Raw genomic sequence first — 12,032 nt, forward strand, 5'->3', positions numbered from 1 at the left:
GTCAGTCGGGGTGGCGCGGGACGACGCTGTCCCTCGGGGCACCCGCCCCGGCGCCGAGGACGCCGACGGACCCGGGGCGGGCGGTTCGTGGCGGGGCGGACCTCGTCCGCCCCGCGGCTACAGCTCGATGCCCACGATGTCCTCCGGGCGCACCGGGGCGTGCGTCAGCGGCCTGCCCGTGGCGGCGCGCACCGCGGCCACGATCGCCGGGGTCGACGACAGCGTCGGCGGCTCACCCGCGCCCCGCAGCCCGTAGGGCGAGTGCGGGTCCGGGTGCTCCAGCACCTCGATCCGCATCGGCGGCGTGTCCAGGATCGTGGGGATGAGGTAGTCGGTGAAGGACGGGTTGCGGATCTCGCCGTCCCGCACCTGCACCTCCTCCATCAGCGCCAGGCCCAGCCCCTGTGTGGAACCGCCCTGGATCTGCCCCTCCAGCTGCTGGGGGTGCATCACCTTGCCCACGTCCTGCACCGCGTCCAGCGCCACGACCTTCACCAGGCCCAGCTCCACGTCCACGTCCACCACCGCGCGGTGGACGCACATCCCGAACTGGGTGTGCGAGGAGCCCTGGCCCAGCTTCGGGTCGAGCATCTCGGTGGGTCGGTGGTGGTACTCGCGCGTGTGCTCCACCACCGTGCCCCCCCGGGCGGAGTCGCCCAGCAGGTCGGCCAGGGAGACCAGCGCCCCGGCGGTGGCCGACACCAGCTTGCCGCCGACCAGCGACAGGTCCGTGTCGTCCAGGCCCTCGGGCACCACCCCGCGCTCGCGGGCCAGCGCGAACACCTCCGCACGCACCGACGCGCACGCCGTGCGGACCGCGCCGCCGGTCATGTACGACTGGCGCGAGGCCGAGGAGGAGCCCGCCGAGCCCACCTGGGTGTCGGAGGGGGCGATGACCACCTTCTCCACGCCCAGCTCGGTCCGGGCGATCTGGCCCTTGACGGTCACCAGGCCCTGGCCGACCTCGGCCGCGGCGGTGTGCACCAGCACCACCGGCTCGCCGCCGACCACCTCCAGGCGCACCCGCGCGGTGGAGTAGTCGTCGAAGCCCTCCGAGAAGCACAGGTTCTTCAGGCCCAGGCCGTAGCCCACACCGCGCACCACGCCCTCGCCGTGCGTGGTGCCCGCCACCCCGCCCGGCAGGGTGCGCGGGTCGGCCGGGTCGGCCAGCTCCTCGCGCGCGGGCGGCATCGGCAGGTCGCGGCACCGGCGCAGCATCTCCGCCATCGGCAGCGGCATGTCGATCTCCTGGCCCGTGATGATCCGCGAGCCCTGCGACATGGCGTTCCTGATCCGCAGGTCCACCGGGTGCATGCCCAGCTCCTCGGCGAGCCGGTCCATCTGCGACTCGTAGGCGAAGCAGGCCTGCACCGCGCCGAACCCGCGCATCGCGCCGCACGGCGGGTTGTTGGTGTACACGCCGTAGGCGTCCACCAGCACGTTCGGTACCTCGTAGGGGCCGATGCCCAGGGAGGAGGCCACGCCCACCACCGCCGGGGTCGCCGACGCGTACGCGCCGCCGTCCACGATGATCTCCGCGGTGGCGTACAGCAGCGTGCCGTCCGAGCGCGCCCCGTGCTCGTAGCGCATCTTGGCCGGGTGCCGGTGCACGTGACCGTAGAAGGACTCCTCGCGGTTGTACACGAACTTGACCGGTTTGCCGGTGCGCAGCGCCAGCAGGCACGCGTGGATCTGCATCGACAGGTCCTCGCGGGCCCCGAAGGCCCCGCCCACGCCCGCCAGGGTCAGCCGCACCTTCTCCTGCGGCAGCCCCAGCGCCGGGGCGATCTGCCGCTGGTCCACGTGCAGCCACTGCGTGGCCACGTACAGGTCCACGCCGCCGTCCCCGGCCGGGACGGCCATGCCCGACTCCGGGCCCAGGAAGGCCTGGTCCTGCATGCCGACCTCGTACTCGGAGGCCACGACCACGTCGGCCTCGGCGCGCAGGCGCTCCAGCACCTCCCTCTCCCGCTCGGCCGACCCCGCCACCCCGGAGAACGCGCCGGTGCGCACCGGCTGGTAGCGCAGCCGGTTGCCGCGCTGGTTGTACTCGGGGTGCTCCTCCAGCACTCCGGGCTCGTGCACCAGCGGGCAGTCGGGGTCCAGCGCGGCCCGGCGGGAGTCGCTGACCGGCTCCAGCACCCGGTAGTCCACCCGGATGCGCTCCATCGCCCGGCGGGCCGTCTCGGGGTGGTCGGCGGCCACCACGGCCACCGCCTCGCCCTTGTAGCGCACCTTGTCGATGGCCAGCACCGGCTGGTCCTGGTGCTCCAGCCCGTAGCGCTTGGCGCCGGGCACGTCCTCGTGGGTGAGCACCGCGTGCACCCCGGGCACCTTCAGCGCCTCGGTGATGTCGATGCCCAGGATCTCCGCGTGCGGGTGGGGGCTGCGCAGGGTCGCCCCCCACAGCATGTCCTCCATCCACATGTCCGAGGAGTAGGCGAACTCGCCGGTCACCTTCAGCGTGCCGTCGGGGCGGCGCGGGCTGGCGCCCACCCCGTCCTTGGTGGTGCTGGTCAGGTCCGTCACGGTACGGGTCGTCGCCGCCATCAGCGGCTCACCTCCTGCGTCAGGGTGCGGTGCGCCGCACGGCCGCGCGCGGCGGCGCTCTCGGCGGACAGGGTGCGCAGCTCCCCGCGGTCGACGACCGTGCGGCCGCCGACCCAGAGCCGCTCCAGGGGCGGGGTGGGGCCGAAGACCGCCGCCACCACCGGGTCGGCGATGACGTCGTAGCCGAACCCGTCCATCCGCCACAGGGCGATGTCGGCCAGCTTGCCGACCGCCAGGGAACCCAGCTCGGCCTCGCGGCCCAGCACCCGGGCGCCGCCCAGGGTGGCCATCTCCAGCGCCTGGCGGGCGGTCAGACCCTGGGGTCCCTTGCGGGCGCGCGCCATGAGCAGCGCCTGGTGCATCTCACCGGACAGCGGGGTCAGCTCACTGGAGGCCGGACCGTCCACGCCCAGCCCCACGGGCACGCCCGCCTCCAGCAGTTCGGTGACCCGGCAGATGCCCGCGCCCAGACGGGCGTTGGAGGTGGGGCAGTGCGCCACCCCGGTGCCGGTGGCCGCGATCCGGCCGATCGCCGCGTCCGACAGGTGCACCGCGTGCGCGAACCACACGTCCTGGCCCAGCCAGCCGAGCTTCTCGGCGTACTCCACCGGGGTGCACCCGAACTCGGCCCGGCACTGCTCCTCCTCGTCGAGGGTCTCGGCCAGGTGGGTGTGCATCCGCACTCCCCGGTCGCGGGCCAGTGCCGCGGCCTCCACCATCAGCTCGCGCGAGACCGAGAACGGCGAGCACGGGGCCACCGCCACCCGGGTCATCGCGTCGGAGGAGGTGTCGTGGTGGGCGTCGATCGCCTCGGCGGTACCCGCCAGGGCCCGCTCCAGCGTCTCCACCACCGCGTCCGGCGGCAGCCCGCCCTGGCTGCGGCCCCGGTCCATCGACCCGCGGGCCAGGTCCAGTCGCACGCCCACCTCGCGGGCGGCCTCCACCTCCGCGGCCACGATGTCGCCGCGCCCGGAGGGGTAGACGTAGTGGTGGTCGGAGGCGGTGGTGCACCCCGACAGGGCCAGGTGGGCCAGACCGGCCGCGGTGGTGCCCGACACCACGTCGGCGTCCAGGCGGCCCCAGATCTCGTAGGAGCCCACCAACCACTCGAAGAGCGTGCCGTCGGCGAACAATCCCTGCGTCGCCCACTGGTAGAGGTGGTTGTGCGTGTTGACCAGGCCCGGCGTGACCAGGCAGCCGCGCCCGTCCACCCGCTCGACCCCGGCGGGGGCCGGGGCGGGGCCCGGGCCCACGGCCGCGATCCGCCCGCCCCGGACCACCACGTGCCCGTCGGCGTACTCGGCGCCGTCCACGGTCACCACGTGTGCGCCCTCGACGGCGAAACCCCGCGCCGTGGAAGCGCTGTCGGTCCCGCTCATGCGCTGCTCCCCGCACGCCGCTCGGCGGCCAGGCGCACCGCGTCCAGGATCTTCTCGTACCCGGTGCAGCGGCACAGGTTGCCCGCCAGCGCCTCGCGGATCTCGGCGTCGTCCGGCACGGGGCCGCCCGCGCCCACCGTGCGCTCCAGCAGGTCGTCGGTCTGCACCAGCAGGCCCGGGGTGCAGAAACCGCACTGCACGGCGCCCGCCTCCACGAAGGCCTCCTGCACCGTGCCCAGCTCGCGTTCGGTGCCCTTGCCCGACCCCTCGGCCAGGCCCTCCACGGTGCGCACCGTGCGCCCCTGCGCCTGCCCGGCGGCGATCATGCACGAACACGCCGTCACACCGTCGAAGTAGACCGTGCACGACCCGCACTCGCCCTGTTCACAGGCGTTCTTGCTGCCCGGCAGGCCCAGCCGCTCGCGCAGCACGTACAGCAGGCTCTCGCCCGGCCACACGTCGTCGGCGGTCACGTCCTCGCCGTTGACGTTGAAACTCACGCGCATCGCGTGACTCCCTTCCGGTAGTCGGTGACCGACCAGCTCAGCGCGCGGCGCGCCATCACCGCCAGGGCGTGCCTGCGGTACTCGGCGCTGCCCCGCTGGTCGTCGATGGGGCGGGCCGCGGCGGCCACCAGTTCGCCGAACCGGCGGACCACGGCCTCCGAGGGCGGGGTCGCGTTCTCCCAGTCGAACTCCCCGGCCAGGAACTCCTCCGCCGCCTCCGCGCGCAGCGGTGTGGGACCGGCCGAACCGATCCCGGTGCCCACGGCCCGGCGCTCGGCGTCCAGGGCCAGGGCGAAGGAGGTCACCGCGATGACCATCGCGTTGCGCGTGCCGATCTTGGCGAACTGCTGGGGGCCCGCGGGCTCGGGCAGCAGCACCGCCGTGATCAGTTCGTCCTCGCGCCTGGCCGTGGTGCGCAGGGACAGGTAGAACTCGCGGGCGGGCACCCGGCGCCTGCCCCGCACCGACGCCAGCTCCACCACCGCGTCGGTGGCCAGCAGCGGCGGGTGGGACTCACCGGCGGGGGAGGCCCCGCCCAGGTTGCCGCCCACGGTGCCCCGGTTGCGGATCTGCGGGGAGGCCACCGACCGGGAGGCCCGGGCCAGGGCCGGGGCCGCCCCCGACAGGTGCTGGATCACCGTCGTGTAGGACACCCCGGCGCCCAGGCGGGTGTGGCCGTCCTCCGGCCCGAACTCGGCCAGCTCCGGGATCCGGGTCAGGTCGATCAGGGCTGGCGGTCGCCGCTTGTCGAAGTTGAGCTCCACCATCACGTCGGTGCCGCCCATGATCGGCACCGCGTCCGGTTGGGCGCTTTTGGCCTCGAGTGCCTCCTCCAGGGTGGAGGGGCTCAGGAACTCCATGCTGGTCCTCTTGTCGCCGCGTTCTCGCCGCCGCCCACTCGCGGTCGGCCCTTCAAGGTCGCGTCATCCCTGGTTGTCGGGTGATGCTGTGAAGTACACCACTGGGAGCGCGTGCCTTACCAGCAAGTGAAGACATGAAGTGTTCGGTGAACGAACGGTTATGGTTGGTCGATTCCTACAAGCGGTGTTTCCCAGGGTCACCGCAGGTGACCCCCGCACCACTCGCGGGCCCGGGCCCGCCCACCAGAGCGACAAGAGGGACGTTCATGCGGATCAGTGAGCTGCTCGCGGTCAAGCGGCTGCACCTGAGGTTTGTGACGGGGTCCGAACACGCGGACCGCGTCCTGCGCTGGGCCTACACCACCGATCTGCTCCAACCCGCCCGCTACCTGCGCGGCGGCGAGTTCGTCCTCACCGGCATGATGTGGCGCACCCGTCCGGAGGACTCCGAGACCTTCGTGTCCTCCGTGGCCGGCGCCGGAGCGGTCGCCATCGGCGCCGGAACCGCCCTGGGCGAGGTCCCCGCCGACCTGGTCCAGGCCTGCCGCGACCACGACATGCCCCTGGTGGAGGTTCCGCCGGAGACCTCCTTCGGGGCGGTCACCGAGGAGGTGCTGCGCTCCCTGACCCAGCAACGGCTCAGCAGCATCGCCGAGACCCGCGACCGCCACCGCCGGCTCATGGCCGAGGTCGCCGCCGGAGCCGACCTGCCCCCGGCCTTCGCCCAGGCCGCCGAGCAGGCCGGGCGGACCGCCTGGATCCTCTCCTCCACCGGCCGCCACGTCGCCGCCTCCGGTGAACCCCTGCCCCGAGCCGACCGCGAGTGGCTCGCCGCCAGAGCTCTGACCTGGACCTTCTTCCCGCACACCGTCCGCCTGCCCGAGCAGGAGGGCCGCCCGCTCACGGTCATGCCCGTGCAGACCAAGGAGTCCCACCCGCTCGCCACCTGGCTGCTGGTGTGCGAGGGCGACCACACCGCCTGGACCGAGGAGGAGCACGAGTCGGTGGCCGAACTGGCCTCCATCGCCGTGCTCGCCCGCAGCCGCGCCGAGGAACGCGCCCTGAACGACGCCCGCCACCTGGAGGGCCTGCCCCGGCTGCTGGCCGCCCAGCGCTTCGACGAGGTCACCGAACTCCTGCGCGGCACCGGCGCGGCCGACGGGGTGGACGGCGCGCACGTGGTGGTCAGCGCCGTGATGCTGCCCGAGCCCCGCGTGCCCGACCTGGCCCGGCGGGTGGTCGCCGAACTCGTCGCCGACCACCCCGGCGCCGCGGTCACCGGCGACGAGGACACCCTGGTCGTCCTCCCCGTGGGCGGTTGGGGCCCCCAGGCCCGAACCCGCGCAGAGGAGTTCCGCGCCACCCTGGTGCACCGCGCCCGGATCCTGGAGGGCGGACTGCTCGACCACCGGCTCGCCCTGGGCCTGAGCTCGGCGGTGCGCGGCGTGCCCGAGCTGCGCGGTGCCGCGGTGGAGGCCCGCCACGCCCGCCGCCTGGCCGAGCTGCGCGGGGGCCGCGCCCGGGTGATCGCCGGGGCCGAGATCGACTCGCACGAGCTGCTGCTGGCCTCGGTCCCCGAGGAGGTCCAGTCCTCCTATCGCGACCGGCTGCTGGGCCCGCTGCTGGCCTACGACCGCGACCACCGCTCGGAGCTGGTGCAGACCCTGGAGCAGTTCCTCGCCCACTCGGGCTCCTGGCAGCGCTGTGCGGCGTCCATGCACGTGCACGTCAACACACTGCGGTACCGCATCGGCCGGGTCGAGGAGCTGACCGGGCGGGACCTGAGCAGCCTGGAGCACCGGGTGGACCTGTTCCTGGCCCTCAAACTGCGCGACTGAGCGCCCCGACCGGGCCGCGAAACGTCCCCGCCAGCCGCTAGGGTGCGCGCGATGAGTACTGACTTCTCCACCCCCGAGACCACCGGCGCGGACCTGCGCGGCGCCGACCTGCGCGAGGTGCTGGCCGATCCCGGAGAGCGCCCGCGCGTGTTCGTGCGCTGCGACCTGACCGGGGCCGACCTGCGCGAGACCGACCTGGTCGGCGCCGCCTTCCGCGACTGCCGCCTGGACGGCGCCCGCCTGGAGCACGCCCTCCTGGACGGGGCCGCCCTCACCGGCGGCAGCGCCGCCGGGGCGGTGTTCGCGCACGCCGAGTGCGCCGACGCCCGGTTCGAGCGGGTGGACCTGGCCAACACCCGCTGGCAGGGCGCCCTGCTCACCGACACCGCCTTCAGCGGCTGCCGGATGACCGGGGCGGGGCTGACCTCCCTGAAGGGGGTCGGCTACACCTTCGCGCACTGCAACCTCATGCTGGCGCGCTGCAAGGGCCTGTCACTGCGTGGACAGACCCTGGAGGGCCTGCGCATGGACGAGGCCGACCTGGCCGGCGCCGACCTGCGCGAGACGGTATGGGCGGAGTCGCGGCTGCGCGGCGCCAACCTGGTCAACGCCCGCCTGGCCGGGGCCGACCTTCGCGGTGCCGACCTGGGCGAGCCCACCCTGGAGCAGGCCGGGTACCTGCGCGGGGCCAGCATCGGCCCCGCGCAGGCGGGCGCGATCCTGGCCGCCCTGGGCATCACCGTCGTGGAATAGAGGCGCTCAGGCGGCGGCGCCGAACCATCTGGGCAGGTGGTCGCGCAGGTCCGCCTGGTCCTCGCCGACCCACGCCACGTGCCCGTCCGGCCGCAGCAGCACGGCGGGTGCCGGGAGTTGCCCGTCCCCGGCCGCGACGCGGTCGACCCGGTCCGCCCAGCCCGTCACCGAGAGCCGACCGGTTCCGTCGAGGAGGAGTCCGCGCCCGCCGCGCATCAGCTCGTAGAGGCGGCCCCCCTTCAGTTCGACGTCGCGCATGCGCCTGCCCAGCAGCCCGTGCCCCTCCCCGAGGTCGTAGCGGACCCCGATCGCGGTGATCTTCTCGATCAGGTACCGGTTGACCTCCTCGAACTCCATGAGCTCCGACAGCAGCCCGCGCACCGCCCTGGGGCCCGGCTCGGCGGACATCAGCTCCGTCTGCGCGCGGGTGTTCTCCAGGACCCGGGCCGCCACCGGGCGCCGCTCGGACTCGTAGCTGTCCAGCAGGTCCTCCGGCGCCCAGCCCCGGACCTCGGCGGCCAGTTTCCAGCCGAGGTTGAACGCGTCCTGGACGCCGAGGTTGAGCCCCTGCCCTCCGGTGGGCGGGTGGATGTGCGCGGCGTCGCCCGCCAGCAGCACCCGGCCACTGCGGTAGCGCTCGGCCAGCCGGGTGGCGTCGGTGAACCGGGAGAGCCACCGCGGGGAGTGCGCGCCGAGGTCGGTGCCCGCGACGGCCCGCAGCTGCCGCTGGAAGTCCGCCAGGGTCGGCGGGACCGTGCGGTCCTCGGACACTCCCGCGGCGGGGACGATGACGCGGTAGGCCCCGTCCTCCAGCGGCATGGCGCCGAACGGGAACCGGGTCTTGCTGACCTCGGCGGTCACGGCTGCCAGCGTCTCCGGCGCGACATCCAGTTCCATCTCGCCCAGCAGCGTCTCCTTCCGGGCGGGCTCACCGGGGAAGCCGACGCCGAGCAGCTTGCGCACCGTGCTGCGGCCGCCGTCGCAGCCGACGAGGTAGCGTGCGCGCAGCCGCGTGCCGTCGTCCAGTTCGGCGCTCACCCCGTCCCCGTCCTGGTCCACCCCCACCAGCGTGCGCTTCCGCCTGACCGCCACGCCGAGTTCGGCGGCGTGCTCGCCCAGCAGGCGCTCGGTGAGGGTCTGCGGGATGCCCAGGACGTAGGAGTGCGCGGTGTCCAGCCCCTCGGGCCACGACGTGCCCAGCCCCGCGAAGAAGCCGCCCACCCTGTACTGCTTGCCGTGCGCGAGGAACCGCTCCAGCAGTCCGCGCTGGTCCATGATCTCGATGCTGCGCACGTGCAGGCCGAGCGCGCGGACCTGCCTGGTCGACTCCGCCTCCCGCTCCAGGACGGTCACGCCCACGCCCCGCAGTCGCAGTTCGATGGCCAGCATCAGCCCGGTCGGTCCGGCACCGACCACGATCACGTCCACCATGAGAATCCCCGTTCGCCGAGCCCGTGTCGCGGCCGGTCGCCCCGCGCGGATGGCGCGTCGCGGTCCCGCCTACACCTGCGGTTTCCGGCCACGGTCGACGATTGTGCGGCACGACCGGGGTCTTGCCGCAAGCCCCGGGGTGCGCTATACGTTGAGAGTGGCGGGGAGTTTTCCCCTGTTCGTCACTCCGGGTGACGCGATCGGGGCCCTCCGTGGTGTCCCGGGCGGTGCGCGTCCCTCCGGCCGGAGTCCCCGCTGGGGACGACCGTCCGGTCACCGGCCCCGGGGGCTGCGTTCGGCGGGTATTCCGCCCTGGCGCGGCCGGAACCGGCCGAAGGCGCCCCCGCCGTGCCGCCGCGGCGTCCGCACCGGCCGAGTGGCAGGTGAACCGGCGGCCGTGTGCTTCCCTCCCCCCGCCGGGGCCGTTCCCCTATTGCCAAAGCAACCGAGAGTGACAAGACTGGGTCACAGGTGGTCAGAACCGGACCCGCGTCACGCCTCCCGGCAGAAAGGGGCGGCCCGGTGAGCACTCCACTCGAAGTCTTCCTCTCCGAGGAGGAAGCCGACGCCGAGCGTCTGGACGAGACGACCGGCCGCCTTCGGCGGGAACTCCTCGAACTCGACGTGGAGGACGTGTGCCCGCTCCGGGGCGCGGCGCCTCCGCCGGGAGCGCGCGCCTTCGGGGTGGTCGAGGCCGGGGCGCTGCTGGTCACGCTGGGCCAGTCCGCCGCGGCGTTGCGCCAGGTCATCGAGGCCATCCGGGACTGGCGCAACCGCAGCCGGACGCGTCCGACCATCCGGCTGGTGATCGACGGAGACGTCCTTGAGATATCCGACGCCTCACCGGAGCATGTGTCGGGGTCGTTCGAGCTCTTCGTCGCCCGGCACACCACCGCCCGGGCCGAGCCATGAGTGACTCCCGGTACGCCCTGATCGTCGCCAACGACGAGTACCGGGACGAGGGACTCCGGCGCCTGCTGTCGCCGGCCAAGGACGCGGTGGCGCTGGCCGGTGTCCTGAGCGATCCCCGGATCGGTGGATTCGAGGTGCAGGTGGCTCGGAACGAGCCCTCACACTCGATCCTGATGCGCGTGGACGACTTCTTCGCCGACCGCCGCCCCGGCGATGCGCTGATCCTGCACTTCTCCTGCCACGGCCTGAAGAACGCCTCCAGCGAGCTCTTCTTCGCGGCCACGAACACCGTGCCCCACCGGCTGGCCTCGACCGCGGTCCCGGCGGACTTCGTGCGCAGGTGCATGGCGGCCTGCCGGGCGCGGTGCGTCGTGCTCTTCCTCGACTGCTGCTACGGCGGCGCCTTCTCCCAGGGCATGGGGGTCCGCGCCGCCGGGGACGCGAACGTGCTAGACGCCTTCGCCGGCGAGAAGCTCGGCGGCGGGCGCGGCTGGGCGGTGATCACGGCGTCCAACTCCATGGAGTACGCCTTCGAGGGCACCGCCCTCACCGAGGGCGCCGAGCCGCGGCCGTCGGTGTTCACCCACGCGCTGGTGACCGGTCTGCGGACCGGGGAGGCGGATCTGGACGAGGACGGGCGGGTGTCGCTCGACGAGCTCTACGAGTACGTCTTCGACCGGGTGCGCCGGGAGAACCCGCACCAGACCCCGAGCCGCAGCGTCGACCTCCAGGGGGACCTCTACCTCGCCCGCAGCAGTCGCAGGAGGATCACCCCGGCGCCGCTCCCGGGAGACCTGCGGGCGGCGGTCGCCAGCCCCGACCCCTACACCCGCCGGGGGGCCGTCGCCGAACTCCGCTTCCGCATGGGCAGCCCCGACCTGCGGATCGCGCTGGGCGCCCGCGAGGCCCTGCTGGAGCTGGCGCGGACCGACATCACGTCGATCGCGCACGAGGCCGGACTCCTGGTCGGCGAGGTCGCGCTCTCACCCTCCCCGACCGTGCTGGAGTTCGGTCGGGTACCCCAGAACTCGCCCCCTCCCCACCGCCTGGTCCGGCTCCTGGGGCCCCCGCTCGCGCGCAACTGCGTCCCGCACCCCGAGGACGACCGGATCCGTGTGCGGGAGAGACAGGACGCCCTGGAGGTCTCGGTGGACACCTCCCGGCCGGGGGCGCTGAGCGGAGCCATCACCCTCCGGGGGCCCGCCGGCGAGTCCGTCGTCCTCGTCACCGCGGACGTCGTGCCCCTGTCCGACCGGGCCGACACGCCCGCACCGCCCTCCCCGAAGCCGCGGCGGGACGACACACCGCCCGAGCGGCCCGTCGCGCACCGGAGCGCCCCGCTGACGGCCGCCGTTCCGGCGACCGGGCGCGAGGCGCCCTCCGCGTGGGTGTACCCCCGTGCGCCGGCGGCCGCCCTGGCCGCGACCGCGGTGTCCGCGGTGTTCACCGTGCGTGCGGTCCTGGAACCGGTCACCAGCGGAGGGCACCTCGCCGACCGCGTCGGAGACGGGGAGTTCTGGGACGAGGCGCGGAGCGAACTCGACCGCCTCACGGAGTCGGGGATGGTCGCGGACGCCTGGATCGGCCTGCTGGCGGGCGCCGCGGCCGTGGTGCTGGCCTCCGTCACCAGGCGCGGGCTCCGGGCCGCGGGAGGCGCTGGCCGGAACCCGGGCGCCAGGGCGGTCGGACGGGCGCTCCCCTGGGTGTCCGGGGGCGTCTACTGCCTGATCCTCCTCTGCTCCCTGGTCCTCCTGCTCGGCTTCCTGCTCTCGTTCCTGGCGGAGCGGTTCCTCTAGTGCCGCG

At 74.0% G+C, this 12,032-nt stretch carries 9 protein-coding genes; 4 read left to right on the top strand and 5 right to left on the bottom strand.

Going from position 1 to position 12,032, the window contains the following annotated elements; translation table 11 throughout:
- Positions 1 to 117: 117 nt before the first annotated feature.
- The 4 genes from pucD to FYW95_RS09010 are packed head-to-tail and all read right to left on the bottom strand — an operon-like array spanning position 118 to position 5,295.
- The gene (gene pucD, locus FYW95_RS08995) at positions 118 to 2,550 is read right to left on the bottom strand and encodes a xanthine dehydrogenase subunit D (protein WP_159943222.1); all 2,433 of its coding nucleotides are present in this window, start codon (positions 2,548 to 2,550) and stop codon (positions 118 to 120) included.
- A complete protein-coding gene (locus FYW95_RS09000; RefSeq protein ID WP_159943221.1) occupies positions 2,550 to 3,929 on the bottom strand; it encodes an 8-oxoguanine deaminase in 1,380 nt (459 codons plus the stop codon). The genes pucD and FYW95_RS09000 overlap by 1 nt, the downstream gene beginning before the upstream one ends.
- Positions 3,926 to 4,435: a (2Fe-2S)-binding protein gene (locus FYW95_RS09005; RefSeq protein WP_159943220.1), complete on the bottom strand. Its 510-nt coding sequence runs from the start codon at positions 4,433 to 4,435 to the stop codon at positions 3,926 to 3,928. The genes FYW95_RS09000 and FYW95_RS09005 overlap by 4 nt, the downstream gene beginning before the upstream one ends.
- Positions 4,426 to 5,295 (bottom strand): FAD binding domain-containing protein, encoded by an 870-nt coding sequence (locus FYW95_RS09010; RefSeq protein WP_159943219.1) that lies wholly within the window; start codon positions 5,293 to 5,295, stop codon positions 4,426 to 4,428. Before FYW95_RS09010 ends, FYW95_RS09005 begins: the two co-directional genes overlap by 10 nt.
- Before the next feature lie 266 nt (positions 5,296 to 5,561).
- Between FYW95_RS09010 and FYW95_RS09015 the strand changes: the two genes are divergently transcribed.
- Entirely contained in the window at positions 5,562 to 7,133 is a 1,572-nt protein-coding gene (locus tag FYW95_RS09015) for a PucR family transcriptional regulator (RefSeq protein WP_160050258.1), read from the top strand.
- A gap of 51 nt (positions 7,134 to 7,184) precedes the next feature.
- A complete protein-coding gene (locus FYW95_RS09020) occupies positions 7,185 to 7,886 on the top strand; it encodes a pentapeptide repeat-containing protein (protein WP_159943217.1) in 702 nt (233 codons plus the stop codon).
- Positions 7,887 to 7,892: 6 nt separating this feature from the next.
- Here the strand turns inward: FYW95_RS09020 and rox are convergent, their stop codons facing one another.
- Positions 7,893 to 9,317, bottom strand: a complete 1,425-nt coding sequence (rox, locus tag FYW95_RS09025; protein ID WP_159943216.1) for a rifampin monooxygenase — start codon at positions 9,315 to 9,317, stop codon at positions 7,893 to 7,895.
- 522 nt (positions 9,318 to 9,839) lie between these two features.
- Between rox and FYW95_RS09030 the strand changes: the two genes are divergently transcribed.
- A complete protein-coding gene (locus tag FYW95_RS09030) occupies positions 9,840 to 10,229 on the top strand; it encodes a hypothetical protein (RefSeq protein WP_159943215.1) in 390 nt (129 codons plus the stop codon).
- Positions 10,226 to 12,025, top strand: coding sequence for a caspase family protein (locus FYW95_RS09035; RefSeq protein WP_159943214.1), 1,800 nt, complete (start codon positions 10,226 to 10,228; stop codon positions 12,023 to 12,025). The genes FYW95_RS09030 and FYW95_RS09035 overlap by 4 nt, the downstream gene beginning before the upstream one ends.
- Positions 12,026 to 12,032 lie beyond the last annotated feature (7 nt).

Origin of the sequence: Nocardiopsis sp. FR4 (assembly GCF_009830945.1) — a bacterium.
In the GTDB taxonomy this organism is placed as follows: domain Bacteria; phylum Actinomycetota; class Actinomycetes; order Streptosporangiales; family Streptosporangiaceae; genus Nocardiopsis.